The organism is Bradyrhizobium paxllaeri (assembly GCF_001693515.2).
Lineage (GTDB): Bacteria > Pseudomonadota > Alphaproteobacteria > Rhizobiales > Xanthobacteraceae > Bradyrhizobium > Bradyrhizobium paxllaeri.
Genome location: NZ_CP042968.1, coordinates 2,491,035 through 2,509,762, shown reverse-complemented (window position 1 = coordinate 2,509,762; position 18,728 = coordinate 2,491,035). Strand labels below are relative to the sequence as shown.

General features: G+C 64.9%; 17 protein-coding genes. 7 read left to right on the top strand and 10 right to left on the bottom strand.

From position 1 onward, the window contains the following. Positions 1-141: 141 nt before the first annotated feature. Positions 142-1,734: a Do family serine endopeptidase gene (locus tag LMTR21_RS11725; protein ID WP_065756883.1), complete on the bottom strand. Its 1,593-nt coding sequence runs from the start codon at positions 1,732-1,734 to the stop codon at positions 142-144. A gap of 174 nt (positions 1,735-1,908) precedes the next feature. Continuing rightward, on the bottom strand, positions 1,909-2,793 hold the full coding sequence (locus tag LMTR21_RS11720; protein WP_065756882.1) for a LysR substrate-binding domain-containing protein: 885 nt from the start codon (positions 2,791-2,793) through the stop codon (positions 1,909-1,911). Between the two features lie 113 nt (positions 2,794-2,906). On the opposite strand from LMTR21_RS11720, the gene LMTR21_RS11715 reads away from it, so the two are divergent. Continuing rightward, positions 2,907-3,644 (top strand): TSUP family transporter, encoded by a 738-nt coding sequence (locus LMTR21_RS11715; RefSeq protein WP_065756881.1) that lies wholly within the window; start codon positions 2,907-2,909, stop codon positions 3,642-3,644. 26 nt (positions 3,645-3,670) lie between these two features. Here LMTR21_RS11715 and LMTR21_RS11710 read toward each other — a convergent pair whose 3' ends face one another. Beyond that, a complete protein-coding gene (locus tag LMTR21_RS11710; protein WP_065756952.1) occupies positions 3,671-4,195 on the bottom strand; it encodes a DUF1993 domain-containing protein in 525 nt (174 codons plus the stop codon). A 134-nt stretch (positions 4,196-4,329) separates the two neighbouring features. Between LMTR21_RS11710 and LMTR21_RS11705 the strand changes: the two genes are divergently transcribed. Together LMTR21_RS11705 and LMTR21_RS11700 are read left to right on the top strand one after the other, a co-directional pair. Continuing rightward, positions 4,330-4,755: a hypothetical protein gene (locus LMTR21_RS11705; RefSeq protein ID WP_210250571.1), complete on the top strand. Its 426-nt coding sequence runs from the start codon at positions 4,330-4,332 to the stop codon at positions 4,753-4,755. A 23-nt stretch (positions 4,756-4,778) separates the two neighbouring features. Continuing rightward, positions 4,779-5,294 (top strand): MAPEG family protein, encoded by a 516-nt coding sequence (locus tag LMTR21_RS11700; RefSeq protein WP_065756879.1) that lies wholly within the window; start codon positions 4,779-4,781, stop codon positions 5,292-5,294. 3 nt (positions 5,295-5,297) lie between these two features. On the opposite strand, the gene LMTR21_RS11695 is transcribed toward LMTR21_RS11700, so the two are convergent. The 4 genes from LMTR21_RS11695 to ccmI are packed head-to-tail and all read right to left on the bottom strand — an operon-like array spanning position 5,298 to position 9,417. After that, a complete protein-coding gene (locus LMTR21_RS11695) occupies positions 5,298-5,798 on the bottom strand; it encodes a cytochrome c-type biogenesis protein (RefSeq protein ID WP_065756878.1) in 501 nt (166 codons plus the stop codon). 4 nt (positions 5,799-5,802) lie between these two features. Further along, a complete protein-coding gene (locus LMTR21_RS11690; protein ID WP_065756877.1) occupies positions 5,803-7,785 on the bottom strand; it encodes a heme lyase CcmF/NrfE family subunit in 1,983 nt (660 codons plus the stop codon). Then, positions 7,782-8,273: a cytochrome c maturation protein CcmE gene (ccmE, locus tag LMTR21_RS11685; RefSeq protein ID WP_065756876.1), complete on the bottom strand. Its 492-nt coding sequence runs from the start codon at positions 8,271-8,273 to the stop codon at positions 7,782-7,784. Before ccmE ends, LMTR21_RS11690 begins: the two co-directional genes overlap by 4 nt. Before the next feature lie 40 nt (positions 8,274-8,313). Next, a complete protein-coding gene (gene ccmI / locus LMTR21_RS11680) occupies positions 8,314-9,417 on the bottom strand; it encodes a c-type cytochrome biogenesis protein CcmI (RefSeq protein WP_148635961.1) in 1,104 nt (367 codons plus the stop codon). 290 nt (positions 9,418-9,707) lie between these two features. On the opposite strand from ccmI, the gene exbB reads away from it, so the two are divergent. Genes exbB through LMTR21_RS11665 form a run of 3 tightly spaced genes read left to right on the top strand, consistent with a single transcriptional unit; the run spans position 9,708 to position 11,715 of the window. Then, positions 9,708-10,532 (top strand): tonB-system energizer ExbB, encoded by an 825-nt coding sequence (gene exbB / locus LMTR21_RS11675; RefSeq protein ID WP_084031049.1) that lies wholly within the window; start codon positions 9,708-9,710, stop codon positions 10,530-10,532. A 5-nt stretch (positions 10,533-10,537) separates the two neighbouring features. Beyond that, positions 10,538-10,963 carry a TonB system transport protein ExbD gene (exbD, locus tag LMTR21_RS11670; RefSeq protein ID WP_065756874.1) on the top strand — a complete coding sequence of 142 codons (426 nt, stop codon included), beginning with the start codon at positions 10,538-10,540 and terminating at the stop codon, positions 10,961-10,963. A 41-nt stretch (positions 10,964-11,004) separates the two neighbouring features. Continuing rightward, the gene (locus LMTR21_RS11665; protein ID WP_187399342.1) at positions 11,005-11,715 is read left to right on the top strand and encodes an energy transducer TonB; all 711 of its coding nucleotides are present in this window, start codon (positions 11,005-11,007) and stop codon (positions 11,713-11,715) included. A 174-nt stretch (positions 11,716-11,889) separates the two neighbouring features. On the opposite strand, the gene LMTR21_RS11660 is transcribed toward LMTR21_RS11665, so the two are convergent. After that, entirely contained in the window at positions 11,890-15,036 is a 3,147-nt protein-coding gene (locus tag LMTR21_RS11660) for a TonB-dependent receptor domain-containing protein (RefSeq protein WP_148635960.1), read from the bottom strand. 270 nt (positions 15,037-15,306) lie between these two features. On the opposite strand from LMTR21_RS11660, the gene mntR reads away from it, so the two are divergent. Continuing rightward, positions 15,307-15,747 carry a manganese-binding transcriptional regulator MntR gene (gene mntR / locus LMTR21_RS11655; protein WP_065756950.1) on the top strand — a complete coding sequence of 147 codons (441 nt, stop codon included), beginning with the start codon at positions 15,307-15,309 and terminating at the stop codon, positions 15,745-15,747. A gap of 34 nt (positions 15,748-15,781) precedes the next feature. Here the strand turns inward: mntR and LMTR21_RS11650 are convergent, their stop codons facing one another. Both LMTR21_RS11650 and LMTR21_RS11645 read right to left on the bottom strand, forming a co-directional pair. Further along, complete coding sequence (locus LMTR21_RS11650) at positions 15,782-17,194, bottom strand: hypothetical protein (protein WP_065756871.1); 1,413 nt, start codon at positions 17,192-17,194, stop codon at positions 15,782-15,784. 154 nt (positions 17,195-17,348) lie between these two features. Then, complete coding sequence (locus tag LMTR21_RS11645; RefSeq protein WP_065756870.1) at positions 17,349-18,716, bottom strand: sensor histidine kinase; 1,368 nt, start codon at positions 18,714-18,716, stop codon at positions 17,349-17,351. Positions 18,717-18,728 lie beyond the last annotated feature (12 nt).

The following is an 18,728-nucleotide window of genomic DNA, read 5'->3' as shown; positions in this document are numbered from 1 at the left end:
CCTAGGCCTTCCGACGGAGGGGGGCGTAATTCCGCTGGAAGGTTGCCAGAGGGAGCGAGTTTTGGACCCGCTCCCCGGAAGGAGACGTCGGCGGGGGCGACGAATGCCGGCGAAACCCTCCATCTGGTATCTAGTCCTCGTTTAGCCTTTCGCCAGCGGCACCGCGACGAAACGCGACGAACCGCCGCTCTTCACGCGCATGAGAACGCTGTTCTTGTTCTCGGTGCGCGCAGTATCCAGCGCCTCGCGGACTTCGCCCGCAGTGCCGACGCTCTTGCCGGCGACTTCGAGGATGACGTCGCCTTCCTTGAAGCCGCGCTCAGCCGCCGCGCTCTTCGGATCGACTTCGGTCACGACGACGCCTTCCTTGCCGGCGCCGGCCACGCTGTTGGCGGGGGCAACCGTCAGGCCGAGCTTCGGCACGTCGGTTCCCTTGCTCTGGCTGCCCTTGTCTTCCTTGTCGGTCGAAGCCTTGGCCTCGATCGTGTTAGGCAACTGGCCAAGCGTCAGGTTGATGACCTTGTCCTGGCCCTTCTGCAGCACGTTGAGCTTCACAGCACTGCCGGGCGCGAGGCCGCCGATGGTGCGGGCGAGTTCCTTGGCATCCTTGACCGGCTCGCCATTGACGCCGGTAATGACGTCGCCCGACTGGATACCGGCCTTGGAAGCCGGACCGTTCGCCTGCGGTTCCGCCACCAGCGCGCCTTCGGCCTTCTTCATGCCGAGGCTGTCGGCAATGTCGGAGGTCACCGGCTGGATCTGGACGCCGATCCAGCCGCGGCTGACCGAGCCCTTGTCCTTGAGCTGGGCGATCACGTTCTTCACCGTCGAAGCGGGGATCGAGAACGCGATGCCGACGCTGCCGCCGGACGGCGAATAGATCGCGGTGTTGACGCCCATCACTTCGCCATTGGTGTCGAACGCCGGACCGCCGGAATTGCCCTTGTTCACGGGCGCGTCGATCTGGATGAAATCGTCATACGGGCCGTTGCCGATGTCGCGGCCGGAGGCCGAGACGATGCCGGCAGTCACGGTGCCGCCGAGGCCGAACGGATTACCGACCGCGAGCACCCAGTCGCCGATCCGCGGCTTGCTGTCCGACAGCTTGGCGAACGGGAAATCCTTGCGGCCCTCGACCTTGATCAGCGCCAGATCCGTGCGCGGATCGGTGCCGATCACGTTTGCGGTGTAGGTCTTGCCGTCGTCCATGGTGACTTCGACCTTCTCGGCGCCGTCAACCACGTGGTTGTTGGTCACGGCATAGCCGTCAGCCGAGATGAAGAAGCCGGAACCCTGACCCGTCACCGGACCACGGCCGCCACGCGGGCCGCCGCGCAGGCCGGGCGGCAGACCATCCGGACCGCCGAAGCGACGGAAGAAGCGTTCCATCGGCGAGCCCGGCTGGAACGGCGAGTCGTCGTCCTTGTTGGCGCTGTCGTCGCCCTTCGACGTCTTGGCGGCGATGTTGATCTTGACCGAAATCACCGACGGCTTCACGCGCTCGACAATGTCGGCAAAGCCGATCGGCCGCTCGACCTTGCGGACCTCGTTGTTGACCTGCGCGTGCGCCGCGCTGGTGAAGACCGGGCCCTGCTGCGGCGAGAAGCCATAGACGGCGGCGCCGAGGCCGGCGACGACGGAAGCCATCAGCGCGAACTTGCGCGCCGAGAACAGCGAACGGCGCGGCGCGCCGTTGGACGGTAGCGAGGAAAGATCGACGGGACGTTCGGTCATGTTTCTAAGATCTCCAGAGCCTGAATTCTTCATTGGTTCTACGGTGCGGGGGCTGGGCACCTGACAGGGCCTGAACATGGTGTTTGCCGCCTTACCGCGCGCTGGCTAGGGAATTAAACTTTTGTAATGCGGCGGCTTATGGATGCGGCAGAATAGCGCAGGCAAATCAGCCGTTTAGCTCTGCGGCTTTTCCGTGAAATTCTGCCTCAGCCAGCCGCGGAAGGCGATCAGGCCAGGGTCGATTTCGCGAAACGGACGGTACACGAGATACCAGGCCCTGCCCTTCGGCACCGACAGCGAAAACGGCGCGACCAGACGTCCCATGGCGATATCGTCCTCGACATAGGGGCGCAGGCCAATGGCCACCCCAACACCGTCGAGCGCCGCCTGTAGCGCCATTCCATAGTTGGCAAAGCTCGGCCCCAAAGCGGCACGACGCCGCTTCACGCCTGCTGCGGAAAGCCATAACGGCCAATCCTCCGGCGAGTGAGCCACCTGCAGCAAGCTCTCCTGCATCAGGTCCGACGGCTTGCCGAGCCGTCGGGCAATGGAAGCTGCGCATACGGGAAAGAGGTCGGCCGAAAACAATGGCTCGGCCGCCAGTTCCGGCCAATCGCCGCCGCCGAGGAGAATGCCGCAGGTCCAGTCGTCCCTGAACGGATTGATCGCGCCGCCCGTCGCCAGCCGCACCTCGATCTCGGGATGTGCGCGATAAAAGCTGGCAAGTCGCGGAATCATCCAGCGTGTCGCAAAAGACGGGCCGACACCGATCGTCAAAACCGGCGTGGTGCGCATCGCCGAGACCTGCGCGACGCTCGATGCAATCGAGTCAAATGCCGCCGTGAGATTTGGCTGCAGCGCCCTCGCCTGCGCGGTCAGCACGAGGCCATTGGGAAGCCGCTCGAACAGTGGAAATCCGAGACGCGCTTCGAGCAGCCGCACCATGCGGCTGATCGCGGCCTGCGTGACGTTGAGCTCCTGGCCTGCGGCCACGAAGCTGCCATGGCGCGCCGCGGCCTCGAAGGCACGCAAACCGTTCAGCGAAGGCAGGCGGCGCATGAGGATAGCCCTCCTAGACCAACTTTTCCTTGGCCTATGGCTGAACTAAACGCGTTTGCGGAGCGCCTGTCAAACGCGCATGGAACGGCATCGGATTCAACCGGACGACGCCCATGCTCAGCCTCCCGATCGCAGCCGGATTCGCCGCCGCCATTGTGTCGACCTCCTTCATCTCCGGCATCTTCGGGATGGCCGGAGGTATGATCCTGATGGGAATCTTGCTGGCTTTCATGCCTTTGGCGCCGGCCATGGTTCTGCACGGCCTGGTGCAGATGGCCGCGAACGGCTGGCGGGCCTGGCAGTGGCGCTCGCATATCGATTGGCGGATCGTTACCCATTACGTTGGCGGAGCGGTGGTCGCAGCGGCTGTGGTCGGCGCCATGGCGCTCGCGGTAAGCAAGGCGGTAGCCCTAATTATCGTTGGTGTAAGCCCTCTTTTGGGGCTGCTGCTTCCCGGCCAGCTCGCGCCCGATATTGGAAAGCCGAGCCACGGACATGCCTGCGGCGCCCTGTGCACGCTGCTGCAACTCCTGGCCGGCGTCTCCGGGCCCATCCTCGACGTGTTCTTCGTGCGCTCGCAGCTCGACAACCGGCAACAGATCGCCACAAAGGCTGCCGTGCAACTGCTCGGGCACTTCCTGAAGGCCGTCTATTTCGGTCACCTGCTCGGCGGCGGCGAGACCGTATCGCTGCTCGCGGTCCTCTCGGCGATTCCCCTTGCGATCGCCGGAACGTTCCTTTCGCGGTTCGTGCTCGAGAGCATCAGCGAAACGCAATTCCGCACCTGGTCGCGGTACGTGATCGGCGCGGTGTCCACGGTCTATCTGATTCAAGGCGTGGTGCTGCTGTGACCGGCGCCGCACCCGTCGAGAGCGTCTCAGCTCTTGTTCATCTTCATCCGGCCCATGAAATCCCGCTTGCCGAGCGGCACGCCGTTGGTGCGCAGGATGTCGTAGGCGGTAGTGGCATGGAAGTAGAAATTGGGCAGCGAGAACGACATCAGAAAGCCCTCCGCCGTAAAGGGCAGCTTGTGTTCGCCGAGATGAAAGACGACGTCGCGGCCGCCGAGCGCATTGACCGCCTCGGGCGTCCAGCCCTCCAGCGCCTCGCGGGTCTGCGCGACCAGCCCTTGCAATCCGGCGTAGTCGTAGGGCGTCTTGGATGCCGGCGGCCGGAATTCTCCGCTCTGCACGCCCTCGATGGCGCCCCGCGAATGCTGCGCGATGGAAATGATCTGGAAGCGCAATGGCAGCATGTCCGCCGCAAGGCGCGCCTCGACGATTGTTTCCGGATCGATATTGTTGTCTCGAAAATGCCTGAGACCGCGGTCGAGGAAGCCGCCGACCGCACCCAGGGTCTGCAGATAGTTCGCCACGGTGGCGTCGTAGAGCGTGAGAGCCATGTCCATTTCCTCCTGCGGAATTTTTTTCCGACCAATGTCATAGCCGAAACTTGCCGGGAAACTTGCCCGCTTGCAATCGTCGACCGCCGGCGGGTCGTAGCCCCATCCATGCTCAGCAATTCTTCGCAACGGAGTTGATCATGACCATCGCTATCCGACACGCAATCCTGCGCGCCAACGCGGCATTCCTCCTCGCGGCGTCGACGGGCGGTTTCACGAGCGACGTCCGCGGAATCTTCTTTGGCCTTGGTCCCGTCGCCCGCGTTGTGGCCGAGGCGCCCCATGCCGGAATCGGCTTCATCGAGGCCCATGGACTTGCCTTCATCCTGGGTATTCTGATGTGGCAAGCCGAGCCGTCACGCGGCTGGCATCTCACCGCTGTGGCAATTCACGTGTTGCTTGGCACCGCCAATGTGATCTTCTGGCAGCTCTTCATCGCATCCGACATGTTGACGGTGGGCTACGTGACGACCGCACTGCATGGCCTTTTCGTCGTGCTGCAGATGTCCGCAGCCGTCACGGCAGGCCGCCTGACGGCGATCCCAATTCGATTTCCCTGAGACAGCGATAGTGGAGACGGATCATGACCCCTGACCAGAAAACCGTTGCAATCGGCGCCGGCATTGGCGTGCTGACGATGATCGCCGCAATGGTCGGCATCTCGCAAGTCTGGGCTGACACTTCGATGCCGACCGATATCGCCGGCCGGCTTGCCTATACGCTGAAGGCGAACGCGCTTGCGGCGATACCGCTCCTCGTCGGCACCATCACCGTCGGAAACAACCGCTTTCTCAGCGAAGCAATCGACCCGATGCTTCAGAAGGAGGACCAGGCGACACTTATCAACGGGCGTGTGCTCGACAATACGCTGCAGCAATATGTGCTGTTCGTGGTCGGGACATTGGCCCTGAGCGTCAGCCTGACGCCGGCCAATATGCCGGTCATCGCGGCGGCAACCATCGTCTTCATCGTCGCCCGCTTTGCATTCTGGATCGGCTATCGAATCCACCCGCTCTATCGGGCGTTCGGGATGGCGGCGACGATGTATCTGAACATCGGAATTCTCGCCTGGGCAGGCTGGAAGATCGTCGTGGCGTGACGCCTAGCTCGGCTTTTTCGGCGTCGATTCAGCCGCGAGCAGGCGCTCCAGTCTCTCCTCTTCTTCTTCCGACAACTTCAGTTGCGCGGGATCGGTCGCGCTGCCAGCGCTCGAGCGGCGGCGGCTGTAGAACCACAGCGCCAGCCCGCCGCCGGCCAAGGCCAGCGGCGGCAACAGCCACAGCAGCAGCGTATGCGGTGTGAAGCGCGGCTTCAGCAGCACGAACTCGCCGTAGCGAGCCACCAGAAAATCGATCACCTGGCTGTCGTTGTCGCCGCCCGCGATCCGCTCGCGCACCAGAAGCCGCAGATCGCGTGCCAGCGGCGCATCGGAATCGTCGATCGACTGGTTTTGACACACCATGCAGCGCAACTCGCGCGACAGGTTGCGCGCACGCGCTTCCTTCGCAGGGTCCGCCATGACTTCGTCGGGCTGCACGGCGTAGGCGGCCGGCGCGGCTGACATCACCGCTGCAACGAATACGTATGTGAGGAGGCGCTTCACCGCCCTACTCCGCCGGGGCCAGCGCACGCGCGGCCTTGGCCGGCTTCGGCGCGCCGACGCGCAGGCGGCGATCCGACAGCGACAGCAGGCCGCCGAACGCCATCAGGACGGGCCCCCACCAGATCAGCAGCACCAGCGGCTTGTGATAGATGCGCACCGCAATGGCGCCATCGGCATTGGTATCGCCGAGCGAAACATAGAGCTGGCTGGCGCCGCGGGTCAGCAGCGCGGCCTCGGTGGTCGAGGAGCCGCGCGTGGTGAAGTTACGCTTCGACGGCGTCATCACCTGGAGCGTTTCGCCGTCGCTCGAGACCGTGAACTGCGCGATCATCTCGCGGAAATTCGGTCCCTGCCGCTGCGTGATATCGTCGAGCTTCAACTGATAGCCGGCGACGGTCGCGACATCGCGCGGCTTCATCGTGCCGATATACTCGCTGTTCCAGGTGGTCTCGCAGACGATGCCGATCAGGGCAATCCCCGCGCCGGCATGCGCGAACGCCGTGCCCCAGGTCGAGCGCGGCAATCCCCTCGCGCGAGCCATCGCCACGCCCAAGGAAACGCGGAACAGCGCCGTGCGTTCAGCGAGATCGCTGAGTGCGCCGCCGATGACGAATACCGCAAGCCCGATAGCGAGCGGCGCGAATGTGCTGCCACCATACGTCCACGCATACAGCACCGCGATCGCAATCAGCGCCGCAATGCCGGCCGCCATCAGCCGCTGCGCCGCGCCGAGCAAATCGCCCCGCTTCCAGGCCAGCATCGGCCCGAACGGCACCGCGATCATCAACAGCACGAACAACGGCCCGAAAGTCAGGTTGAAGAACGGCGCGCCGACCGAAAGCTTGATGCCGGTCAGGACTTCCAGCGCCAGCGGATACAGCGTTCCGAACAGCACGGTCCCGCAGGCGACGGTGAGAAGCAAATTGTTGAGCACCAGCGCCCCTTCACGGGAGATCGGCGCGAACAATCCGCCCTGCTTCAGCGCCGCCGCCCGCCCGGCGAACAGCGAAAGACTGCCGCCGATGAACAGGCAGAGGATCAGCAGGATGAACACGCCGCGCGCCGGATCGGTCGCGAACGCATGTACCGATGTCAGGACGCCCGAACGCACCAGGAAGGTGCCGAGCAATGACAGCGAGAAGGTCAGGATCGACAGCAGGATGGTCCAGACCTTCAGCGCATTGCGCTTTTCCATCACGACCGCGGAATGCAATAGCGCCGTGCCGGCGAGCCACGGCATCAGGGAAGCGTTCTCCACCGGATCCCAGAACCACCAGCCGCCCCAGCCGAGTTCGTAATAGGCCCAGTACGAGCCCATCGCGATGCCGAGCGTGAGGAAGATCCACGCCACCAGCGTCCACGGCCGCACCCAGCGCGCCCAGGCCGCGTCGATGCGGCCTTCGATCAGCGCGGCCACCGCGAAGGAGAACGAGATCGAGAAGCCGACATAGCCGAGATAGAGCATCGGCGGGTGCACCGCGAGGCCGATGTCCTGCAGCACCGGATTGAGATCGCGGCCCTCGATCGGAGGGCTGGCGATGCGCAGGAACGGATTCGAGGTGGCCAGGATGAATAGATAGAACGCCGCGGCGATCCAGCCCTGCACGGCCAGCACGTGCGCCCGCAGCGACAGCGGCAGATTGTTGCCGAAGGCGGCAACCAGGCCGCCGAACAGCGCCAGGATCAACACCCACAGCAGCATCGATCCTTCGTGATTGCCCCACACGCCGGTGATCTTGTAGAGCAGCGGCTTCATCGAGTGCGAATTCTCGAACACGTTGACGACGGAGAAATCCGAGACGACGTGCAGCATCGTCAGCGCCGCAAACGACGCGCCCACGAACAGCAATTGCGCGAGCGCAGTGGAGCGCGCGACATTCATCAAGGCATGATCGCCCCAGCGCGCGCCCAGGATCGGCACCGTGGACTGGATCAGCGCCAGTCCCAGCGCCAGCACCAGCGCATAGTGCCCGGCTTCCGCGATCACTTCGAGGCCCCTTGCATCGGCGCAGATGCGGCCGTGGCGCCGGGCTTGGCGCCGTAATCGTCCTTCCAGTGCCCCTGCTTCTTCAGGGCGTCGGCGACATCCTTGGGCATGTAGGTCTCGTCATGTTTTGCCAGCACGGTATCGGCCTTGAACACGCCTGACGCATCGAGCGCGCCTTCGGCGACAACGCCCTGCCCCTCACGGAACAGGTCCGGCAAGATGCCCTTGTAGGCGACCGGCAGCGTCGCGGCGCCGTCGGCGACGGAGAAGTTCACGGCCAGATTGTCCCCCTTCACCAGCGAGCCCGGCTGCACCAGGCCGCCAAGGCGGAACCGTTTGCCCGGCGGGATCTGCTTCTCCGCTGCCATCGTCGGCGTGGAGAAGAACACGATGGAATCGCGCATGGCGTTCAGCACCAGCGCCGCCGCAATCGCGAGCACCGCGAGCGAACCGCCGATCATGGTCAAACGCCGTTGCTTGCGCGTCATTGCCGTTCCCTGTCTTCCCTTGCGCGTGCTGTCACCCTGCTCACCCATCAAGCCCGAGACTCTTCAGGCCGGCATTGAGCTGGCGCAAGCGTTCCGCATCGCTCGCGACCGCCTGCCGCGCCTCAACGACCGCGCTCGCCGCCTTGTCGCGTTCGCCCATCACCTGATAGGCCCGCACCAGCCGCAACCATCCTTCGACATCGTCGCCGTTCTGCTTCAGCCGCGTCGCAAGCCGATCCACCATGCCACGGATCATCGCGCCGCGGTCATCCTCATTCATGTCCTTGGCGGCGGCCATCGCATCGTTGGAGAGCACCGGCGCGACAGATCCGCCGACCCGGACCAGCGCCGCCTCGATCAGCGGGCGCCATGGCGCGTCGGCGGGCGACTTGGCGAGCATGCCCTGCCAGATCGCGGCGGCATCGGCCCGGCGACCATCCTGTTCGGCGGCGAGTCCGAGGAAATAATTGGCCTTCGGGTCGTCGGCGCTTTGCGCCACCGCGCGTTCGAATTCCGCCTTGGCCTCGGCCGTAACGACGCCGCCCGCCGCGCCCGCAAGCGCCTCGCCGAGATCGGAGCGGCGCTCGGCGCTGTCCCCGGCATGAGTGATCGAATTGCGGTAGGCGCGGACCGCGTCATCGTAACGGCCGAGCCGCGCCAGCACCGGCGCCAGCACGGTCCAACCACGGCCGTCGGTCGGATTTTTCTCCAGATGCGCTTCGACCTGCGCCACCATGTTTTCGAGAGGCTGGCTGGGGTCCGCGGTGCGGGTGCGCTCGGCGAGCGGAAAATCGCCGAGACGCGGCGATCCGACCGCGAGGTAGAACGTCACCGCCGCGACCGGCAACCCCACCAGCGCCAGGACGGCCGAACCGCGGCGCAGGCCGAGGCTGGCGCGCGCCGGCAGGTCTTGCTCGCCGTCCGCCGCGGCGAGCAGGCGACGGCCGATTTCGACACGGGCGGCCTCGGCCTCGGACGCGCCGATCATCCCTGCGGCGACATCGCGGTCGATTTCGGCGAGTTGATCCCTGTAGACCGCCGCCTCGCTGCCCCCAGCCTGCGCAGACGGCCCGCGACTCAACGGCCAGAGCACGGCGAAGATCGCCGCGACCGTCATCAGGGCGAACACAAACCACAGTGTCATCAAACGGTTCCCGGAGGACGGAACGGCATTCTTAGAATTCGACTAAGCGCCGCTTTACACCACCGGCGGCAAGCCCGGCAATTGACAATTGCGGCAGAAAATCCGGGGGAACAGGCATCGTCGGTCGGGCCCGCATCGCCGCAGGTCACGACGGGCGAACGCCGGCTCGCTTAGATTGTCCTTAAACGATCACGCAATTAAAGGGAGCGCATCCGGTTAGTATTTACACCAAGACGTAGGCAATGCTACAAAATGAGGTAAAGGCATTAATTCCCCCTCAGAGGTAACCGATGCGAGCCTGGAATGCATTTCGACGCGACCTTCGTCGCGGCGCTCCGCTTCTCTCATTTCCGCTGTTGCTGCTGTGCTTTCCGGCCGCGGCCGACCACGCGACGGAACGGACCGCGGTCGCAGCCGCAGTGCTCCCCCGGGATCTCAGCCCCTGGGGCATGTTCATGCAGGCCGACATCGTCGTCAAAGCGGTGATGGTCGGCCTGCTGTTCGCGACGGCGGTGACATGGACGGTGTGGCTCTCGAAGACCATCGAACTGATCAGGGCGCGGCGACAGACCCGCGTCGCCCTGCGCGCCCTCGCCAACGCCCGCAGCGTCGATGACGCCGTGCGGCAGATCCCCGAAGGCACGGTTGCCCAGTTGATCGAGGGCGCGGTGACCGAGCTCAGGCTGAGCACCGATCGAATGGACAAGGAAGGCATCAAGGTGAGGATCGCCTCCCGGCTGCAACAGATCGAAGCGGCGGCAAGCCGGCGGGTCGCCCTCGGCACCGGCGTGCTTGCGACCATCGGATCGACCGGCCCGTTCGTCGGGCTGTTCGGAACGGTCTGGGGAATCATGAACAGCTTTATCGGGATCTCGAAATCGCAAACCACCAACCTCGCCGTGGTCGCGCCGGGAATCGCCGAGGCGCTGCTGGCGACGGCGCTCGGGCTGGTGGCGGCGATCCCTGCGGTCGTGATCTACAACCTGTTCGCGCGCCAGATCACCTCATACCGTGCGCTGCTCGGCGACGGATCGGCGGAAATCACCCGGCTGGTCGGACGCGACCTCGACAGCGGCGCCCTGCTCGTGCGGCGGCATCTCGCGGCCGCGGAGTAGCAGCCATGGCCGCCAGTCTGAACCAGGGCAATGGCGACCTCTCCGAGGTCCATGAAATCAACGTGACGCCGTTCATCGACGTTATCCTCGTTCTGCTCATCATCTTCATGGTCGCAGCACCGCTCGCGACCGTCGATATCGCCGTCGACCTTCCAGCCTCGAACGCGCAGCCGCAGCCTCGGCCGGACAAGCCGGTCTATCTGACCGTGAAGCCGGACCTCTCGCTTTCCGTCGGCAACGAAACCGTCGGCCGTGGCGCCCTGCCCGGCGTGCTCGATGCGAGCACCAGCGGCCAGAAGGATACCCGTATTTTCCTGCGCGCCGACAAGCTCGTTCCCTATGGCGAGGTGATGCAGGTCATGAATCTGCTGCGCGCCGCCGGCTATCTGAAGGTCGCGCTGGTCGGCATGGAGCAAGCTTCCCCGCTATGATGCAGCTTGCGGCCGAAGATCGTTCAGACCTGCGACGATGGATGTTCAGCAGCCTCGCGGTGCTGTCCGTCTACGCCGGATTGACCGCCACCCTCGCCACCTGGCGCTACGCGGACGATACCGTGGCCGCCGAACCTTCGGGGGCGATCGTGGTCGATCTGGCGCCGCTGGCCGCAGCTCCGGCGACCACGCCGAGCGACATTGCGCCCGGTCCGGAACAGGTGATGTCGGAGGCGCAGCCGGTGGCGAAGCCTGCGGAAACGCCGCCCGACGAAACACCCGAATTGCCGCCCGCTCCCAATCCGGACGCCGCCGTGGCGCTGCAGACCAAGCCGCAGCCGGACGTGACGCCGCAGCAGCAAGCCGCGGCCGCCACGACATCGGCACCGCCGGCGATCAACGAGCGGATCGCCCCGGTCGCCGTGGCGCCGACCCAGGGCGTGCCGAACGACAAGAATTCCGAGGCCGTGGTGACCTGGCGCACCCAGGTCCTCGCGCTGGTCGAAAAGAACAAGCGATATCCGGAGGCCGCGCGGTCGCGACGCGAACAGGGAACGGCGCAAGTGTCGTTCACGCTTGATCGCAAGGGAATGGTCGTCAGCGCGCGCGTAACCCAAAGTTCGGGATCGGGCGCCCTTGACGAGGAAGCCCTCGCGCTTCTCAAGCGCGCGCAACCCTTCCCGGCGCCGCCCGCAGCGTTCCCCGGCGAACTCGTCGTCGTGAGGCAGCCGATCCGTTTCACCGTCAAATAGACGGCTGGCGAGCCGGACCGGACTGATCGTCTGCCAGAGCATGATCCGGAAAAGAGTGTAGCCTCGCGACAACCGCGAACGCGTTTGCGCGGAGATCATGCTCAAATAAAGAGCTCAAGCGGGATGACGATTCGAAGAAAAGTCATCACGCTTTAGCGGGCTTCGCTGCGACGATCAGTCCGTGACGATCGTTCCGCCGAATTTGTAGTTCACCCCGACCCTGACGGCATCGCTGGTCACGCGGGTGTTGGCGTCGAACGCCACCGTGGCATTGGCTAGTACCGGCGGCGTCGAACGCACCGAACCGAAATCCATGTGCAGATATTCGAGCTTTGCGGTCCAGTTCCCCGTCAACCGTCTCTCGACGCCGCCGCCCACGGTCCAGCCCACCCGATACAGGTGCCGATCCAGGGACGCCGTCGTCGCGACACCCGCGTTATCGAAGCCTGCGACGGAAGTCGACGTCGTGATCCTGCCGAATGGAACACCTGCGGTGGCGTAGGCGAGCAGGTCCGGCGTCACGAGCGTTCCGACCCGGCCTCGAACCGATGCGACCCATCCCAAACGATAGTCCAGATCTGCCCTCACGGTTGCGTCGAGCGGAGCCAGTGCCGCGTTGCAGATGTTGCCGGGGCATGTGGCAGCGCTACTTCCGTGCTGATTGCGATACTCGAAATCTCCCTCGATGCCGGCCAGAATCCGGCCCGATGTCCAGTTGTAGCCGGACTGGAAGCCAAAGCTCGCGGTGTTCTGCGTGGACGACAGGCGGGCTCCGGCAAGCGAAAGACCTGTGGCGGCGTCGTTGAAGGCCGCGTTGGTGACGCCCTCGCCCCTCAGATATCCGACATTGCTGCCGGCATAGATGCCCGCCCAATTCCAGCCGGCATCAAGCGCAGGGCTCTTGTAGAAGCCGTTGCCGGCCGTCCGTTTTGCCGTCCCGATCCAGGTGCCCGGAGGTCCACTCGGCCGGTCGACGCCGTATTTGACATTGAGGAACAGCTTGAAGCCCCGCCCGGGCTGCAGGATCTCATCCTTGTGGAATTGAACGGAGTTACGAATGTTGGCGTTGAGCAGATTGTCACCGATCAGCCCGGTCGTGACCTCGACGGCGCCCCACGGCGAGTCCTTCCAGAACTTCCGATGTTCGATCTGCAGCTTGACCAAATCATATCCGGGAGTCGTCGTGTCGAACTGTGGAATGTCGTTCTGCGCAAATGCGTGCAGCCAGCCTGCGCGTACAAACCAGTTGTCGTTGCGCCAGTAGACGCCGCCGCCGAGCCGCATCGGGGGAATGCGCGGTACGTTGCTGCCGTCGGCGAACGTCGCCCGCACCACGTCATATTGGCCGTCAACACCGAACGTGCCGTTGGCGAGTTGCGCCGCGTCCCATTGCCAGGCCAGTTCGCCGCCACGGAAAGTGGCGTCGCGCTGATCGTAATTGACCTGGATGTAATCGGTGCCGGTTCCGCATGACGCAAAGGTTTCCTGGCAAAGGATGCCGGTGGCGCGCGAGAAAATGAACTTGTCATACGACGTGTAGTAGGCATTTGCGGCGAACCTGAAATCGCCGTCGACGCGCTTCAGTCCGATCTCCGCCGTGTTCGCTGTCTCAATTCCGAGGTTCGCGTTGCCAATTTTGAACGTCTTCTCCGAACCGTCGGGGCCTTGCGCGAACAGTTCGAGGGCGCGCGGCGCACGCTCGATCCGCTGCAGCGTCAGACTGCCGACCAGTGAGGATGGAAGGTCCTTGATGATGCCGAAACTGATGCTCTTCGGCATGAAGTCGAGCTTGGCAGCAGCCCTGCCCGGCTCATTCGGCGGCGGGAGAAAGTTCGGCGGGAAGGTGAACGCCGTTCCCGCGACATCGACTCCCTCGATGCGGCCCGCCAACTGCGTGCGAAGCGTATCGGTGTGCCTGACTTCATTGAGGAAGTACGCAGCTGCCGTCCTCGTTTGGGCCGGAAGCAGGATCGCCTGGCCCGCCGTATCCAGTTGCTGATAGGCGCCCTGCGCGCCGACAATGCTGGTCAGCGCGCCTAGCGGCGTGGCGAACGGCGCGAGTTCGAACTCGAGCTTGCCCTCGGTCTGCTTGTTCTTGAAGGTGGCGGTGATCTCCTGGAATCCGGTCGTGGCGAGTACCGTCTCGTCGTGCCGGTATTCCGAATATCCGGTCCAGTACCTGACGGCCGCCAGCGCGCTCGCGTCAGGACGGTACTCGCCCTTGGAGCTGATCTTGGTTTGCTCGAGGTCGTTGTGCTGGCGCGCGTCCGCGGTCGCGATACCGGGAACGTAGTAGTCGCTGGTGAAGCGCGAGACCGCAATGCCGGCATAGCCGCCGTCGAAAAGCCAGGACCCGCCGACGGCCGCACCAGCGCTCTTCGAGGCCGAATTCGGCTGCTTGCCGTTGAAGGCGGGCGCAGGGACCGGCGGAACGAGATAGGGATAGCTCGGGATGCTGTAATCGCTGGAGGATCGTCCGTAGATATCGGCATGCACGGCGGCGTTGCGGCCGCCGGCATCCAGCAAGAGCCCGCTCTCCCACCCCCGGTTGACGCTGGTCACGCCGGACCTCAGTTCGGCGGCCACTCCCCCGAGCGGTGCAGCGGTCGGAATCCGGTTGTTGTTGACATCGACGACGCCGCCGACGGCCTGCGAGCCGAAGCGGAGCGCACCCGGTCCGCGAACGACGTCGACCTTCTGGATGGCGAGAGGGTCGATCGGCACCGCGTGGTCCTGAGCGATGTCGGACACGTCGACCGCACCGACGCCGTTTTCCTGGATGCGAACCTTCGCGTCCGTCAGGCCGCGCAGAACGGGGCGCGACGATTCCGTGGCAAGGCCCGCAGACGTCGCGCCGGGCATGTTGGTGAACAGGCTGCCGAACCCGCCATTGCTGGTCCCGGTCTGGATCTGGTTGCTCCCGAGCGTCGACAGCGGGGCAAATGGCGGATTGAAGGGTGACGTCTGCGCGGCAGCTGGCGGAGGGCCTGGCGGTGGCGCCGCGACGGTTCTTGAAGCCCGGCCGGGCTCGCTGCGCGCGGCCCGACGTGCCGGCTTGGGCTGACGCCCCTCCACCGTCACTTGCGGCATGTCGACTTCCGTCGGGGCATTCGACGTCGTTGGTGGAGCGGCCGCCGTGGCCGGCGCAGGCGGGGTTTGCGGCGGCGGCGATTCCGCAGCCGGCGCGGATGGTTCGGCTGCCGGCGCAACCTGCGGTGCCGGCGGCGCGGGCGCTGCCGTTTGCGGCAGCGCCGCGCTGTCGCTCAAACAAACTACGGCCAGTGCCGATGTGCCCAAAAGGGCCATTCGCGTCGCGCGCATATCCATCCCCAACCGATCGCGCTTCAGCAAACAGCCTCAAATAATGCCGCGACGTAAAAACGTAGGTTAGGCTACATATTAATGCTGAGGCATTAACTGTCAAGATGCTGCGAACGACTCGCAAATACCAGCGACGGGCTGTTGCAGATCGGCGACAAGCCGCCAACTTGCAATGTGGTCGGCACCACGCCATGGTCGCGCCTCGTCTGGATGGATTCGCCTGGAAGGTGTGCAGTGGTGCGCAAGCCCTCGACAGATCGGGCCAAACCGATGCAGCCACTGCCCGCGGAGCAGACGCAGGCGCGCCGCTTTGGCAAGGCGCGATCGGCGCGGTCGACGGCGGTTCTGGAAGATTACGTCGAGCTGATCTCCGACCTGCTCGGAACGACCGGCGAGGCGCGTCCAACCGACATCGCCCGCAGGCTGGGCGTCTCGCATCCGACGGCGATCGACACCATTGCGCGATTGAAGCGCGAAGATCTGGTGACGGCGCGCCCCTATCGCGGGGTATTCCTGACCGAAAAGGGCGAGGCGCTCGCCAAGCGAGTCCGCACGCGTCACCGTCTGGTGGTTGATGTCCTGTTGGCGCTCGGGGTTCCCCAGGAAGCCGCCGAAGGCGATGCCGAGGGCATCGAACATCATGTTTCCGATGTGACCCTCAAGGCCTTCGCCGAATTTCTTCGCGACGCCAAGGATCGACGCAAGGCGTGAGGCGATAGGATCGAAACGGCGAGCGAGAAACCCTCTACCCGGCCTTGCTCGCCTTGCGCTCGCCGGTCATGGCATTTTCGGCCGCCCGGTTCATCAGCGACGCATAGTCATGGCCGAACAGGATTTCGCAGAAGCGGATCGCTGCCTTGGTCTGCATGTGCCGGTAAGCGCGCGCCTTGGTATCGCCGCCGCGCAGCGTCTGCACCAGGCTCTCGGTGGAATGCTCGACATAATGCTGCAGGTCGGAATAGGTCCGCAACGTGACCTCGTTGATGGCGAGTTCGCTCGCATAGGTGCGGCACACCGCCACGAAGTCGATCAGGGCGGCGATCTCCTCGACCTCCGAGGCGTCGATCTTCGGCGCCGAGGCGATATCCTTGTCGGCGCGCTGCCGCAGGATGCGGCGGACCCGGCCGGGCACGCTCTCGATCTCCGACTGCAGCGAATTGGAAATTTCGGCGCGGATCGACGTAAGCTGGCGGCCCCACGCGGAATCGTTGCGCAAATCGAGTTCGGTGCGCAGGCCCCGCACGCCATCATGCAGGACTTTCAGTTGCTCGCCGACATTGTCGAATTGGCTGCGCCTGATGTCGGTGCGCAGGCAGGCCGTGAGGAACGATAGATCGTGCAGCGCGATCGTGACGGCGATGCCGTAGGGCGTGGCAGCCACCCGAATCTCGTCATCGGAGGCCGCCATTTTGATCGCGAGACGGATGATCTGCCACGGTGCCGCCAGCCGCTGCATGATCAGCGACAGCGCGAACGGCAGCAATGACGGCGTCTGCAGCGAGGGGACGTTGAGCGCCGCCGTCACCATCTCGAGTTGGGAGGGCGTCAGTGCCCGAATCTGGCCGGGAAGCCGGCTGCCGAGCGTATCGATCGCCTCACGGGCGCGCAGCACCGCACCGATCGACAGCAGATCCTCGACGACGTTCGGCGGACCGATCCGGGAAAGCGCGCGCTGCCGGTCGTCGCCCTGCACCGGGGTTGCGACCTGGACAATCGCTTCGGCCGCGGCGAGTTGAAACTTGCGGGTGGCAGCTTCCAGACCGGCGGTCGAGCCGCTCTGCCTGATCGCGGCGAGCGCAGCCTCGAAGGCCGATGCGGCCTCGGGCGCGCCATCGCGGCCGAGCCACTGCCAGACCGGGGTCAGCGAAGTGCGCCGAATCTGCCCGGCGCGCATCGGAAAGTTGCTCTCGACCAGAAACGGCTCAAGCGGACGGAACAACAGCCGTGCCGGGTCGTCGGTCCGCGGCCGCGCCTCGTCGTCGTCATCGTTCTCGGTTCCACGGACGACCTTGCGCAATTGCTCGAGCACGAAGTTGGCGACAGCGACGTCCTCACCGCGTTCGATGGCGCGCTCGAACTCGCGCATTAGCAGCGCCTGCGCCTGGGGCGGGAGCTGGGCAAGATATTCCCTCAGCCGCTCGGTGGATGTCTGGCTCATGCGCCTGGTGTGAATATGCGTGTGTCATACGGACGGCAAAGCGCGTCCGCCCTGATCTTAGAAGTGTGCGCGTTAAGAAGGCGTTTAGGAATAACGAAATCTCCCTCGGGGCGTTGCCGGGTACCACCCTCAACCCAAGGTCACCGCCGGACACTCAAATCCCCGGCAGCACCAATTCCGCCCGAAGTCCGCCGATCGGGGCGTCACCCAAAACAAGGCTGCCACCATAAAGGCCGGCGAGATCGATCACGATCGAAAGCCCGAGCCCGGAACCCGGCTTGGATTCGTCCAGCCGCTGGCCGCGCCGGGAGACTTGAGCGCGCTCAGCGGCGGACAATCCGCGGCCATCGTCATCGACGATGAGCCGCAGCCGCGGCCCCGTCCCGGCCGCCGCCTCCGCCCGCACCTCGATGAAGACCTGCGAGGCTGCCCATTTGCAGGCATTGTCGACCAGGTTGCCGGCCATCTCCTCAAGATCCTGGCGTTCGCCACGGAACTTCGCATGCGGGTCGGCCCTGACCGAGATGGTGATGCCGCGATCGCGATGGATCTTTTCCATGGTCCGTCGCAGCGCCTCGATGGCGGGCGCGACCTCGGTAACGGTGCCGACGATGGTGACGCGCGCGGCGATACGTGCGCGCTCGAGATGATGGGCGACCTGATCCCGCATCACATCGGCCTGCTCCAACACCTTGCTGGCAAAGGGATCTACCGCATGGGCTGCGGCCTCGTTGACGATGACGGAGAGCGGCGTCTTGATGGCGTGGGCGAGATTGCCGACATGGGTGCGCGCGCGTTCGACGATCTCGCGGTTGGCATCGATCAGTGCGTTGGTCTCGCGCGCCAGCGGCGCGATCTCGACGGGAAACTCGCCTTCCAGCCGTTCGGCGCGGCCGGAACGGATGTCGGCGATCGATTCCGAAATCCGCTTGAGCGGCGCCAGACCGAAACGGACCTGGAAGATCGTGGTGAGCAGCAGCACGATGCCGAGCGCTGCGAAGGTGCCGCCGAGGTAATAGTCGAAGGCGCGGATCTCGTCGAAAATCTCGGAGGCGTCGCCCGCCACGCTGACCAGATATTTGCCGTCGGCGCCGAGATCGACCGGCCGCTCGACGACCCGCAGACTCTGGCCCTCGGGCCCGTCGATATAGCCGAGACGGATCCCGGCGGGGGTGAGATCCGCGCCGATGTCCTCGAGCTTCGGCAGCTTCTTGTCCCACAGCGAACGCGACGCTTTCGTCTCGGCCTTCTCGTCGGTGCGGACGATCTGCCAGTACCAGCCGGACAGCGGCAGCTCGAACAGCGGCTCGCCGAGCGACTGGAACTGGTGGTCCGGCGGCTCGTCCGGGGTCGCGACTTCGGCGATCAGGGTGCGGAGATAGAGGTTGATACGGCGGTCGAAGGCCCGCTCCGTCGCGTTGCGATAGACCGACGACAGGATCACGCCGGTTATGACCAGAATCACGACCACCCACGCGGTCGCCGACAGGAACAACCGCGTGGCGAGCGAGCTTCCGCGCATCAGATCAAGATC

Excerpts from the sequence above, each read along its gene's own strand:
- LMTR21_RS11725 (WP_065756883.1), bottom strand. The coding sequence starts at position 1,734 with ATGACCGAACGTCCCGTCGATCTTTCCTCGCTACCGTCCAACGGCGCG.
- LMTR21_RS11720 (WP_065756882.1), bottom strand. The coding sequence starts at position 2,793 with ATGCGCCGCCTGCCTTCGCTGAACGGTTTGCGTGCCTTCGAGGCCGCG.
- LMTR21_RS11715 (WP_065756881.1), top strand. The coding sequence starts at position 2,907 with ATGCTCAGCCTCCCGATCGCAGCCGGATTCGCCGCCGCCATTGTGTCG.
- LMTR21_RS11710 (WP_065756952.1), bottom strand. The coding sequence starts at position 4,195 with ATGGCTCTCACGCTCTACGACGCCACCGTGGCGAACTATCTGCAGACC.
- LMTR21_RS11700 (WP_065756879.1), top strand. The coding sequence starts at position 4,779 with ATGACCCCTGACCAGAAAACCGTTGCAATCGGCGCCGGCATTGGCGTG.
- ccmE (WP_065756876.1), bottom strand. The coding sequence starts at position 8,273 with ATGACGCGCAAGCAACGGCGTTTGACCATGATCGGCGGTTCGCTCGCG.
- ccmI (WP_148635961.1), bottom strand. The coding sequence starts at position 9,417 with ATGACACTGTGGTTTGTGTTCGCCCTGATGACGGTCGCGGCGATCTTC.
- exbB (WP_084031049.1), top strand. The coding sequence starts at position 9,708 with ATGCGAGCCTGGAATGCATTTCGACGCGACCTTCGTCGCGGCGCTCCG.
- exbD (WP_065756874.1), top strand. The coding sequence starts at position 10,538 with ATGGCCGCCAGTCTGAACCAGGGCAATGGCGACCTCTCCGAGGTCCAT.
- LMTR21_RS11665 (WP_187399342.1), top strand. The coding sequence starts at position 11,005 with ATGTTCAGCAGCCTCGCGGTGCTGTCCGTCTACGCCGGATTGACCGCC.
- LMTR21_RS11660 (WP_148635960.1), bottom strand. The coding sequence starts at position 15,036 with ATGCGCGCGACGCGAATGGCCCTTTTGGGCACATCGGCACTGGCCGTA.
- mntR (WP_065756950.1), top strand. The coding sequence starts at position 15,307 with ATGCAGCCACTGCCCGCGGAGCAGACGCAGGCGCGCCGCTTTGGCAAG.
- LMTR21_RS11650 (WP_065756871.1), bottom strand. The coding sequence starts at position 17,194 with ATGAGCCAGACATCCACCGAGCGGCTGAGGGAATATCTTGCCCAGCTC.
- LMTR21_RS11645 (WP_065756870.1), bottom strand. The coding sequence starts at position 18,716 with ATGCGCGGAAGCTCGCTCGCCACGCGGTTGTTCCTGTCGGCGACCGCG.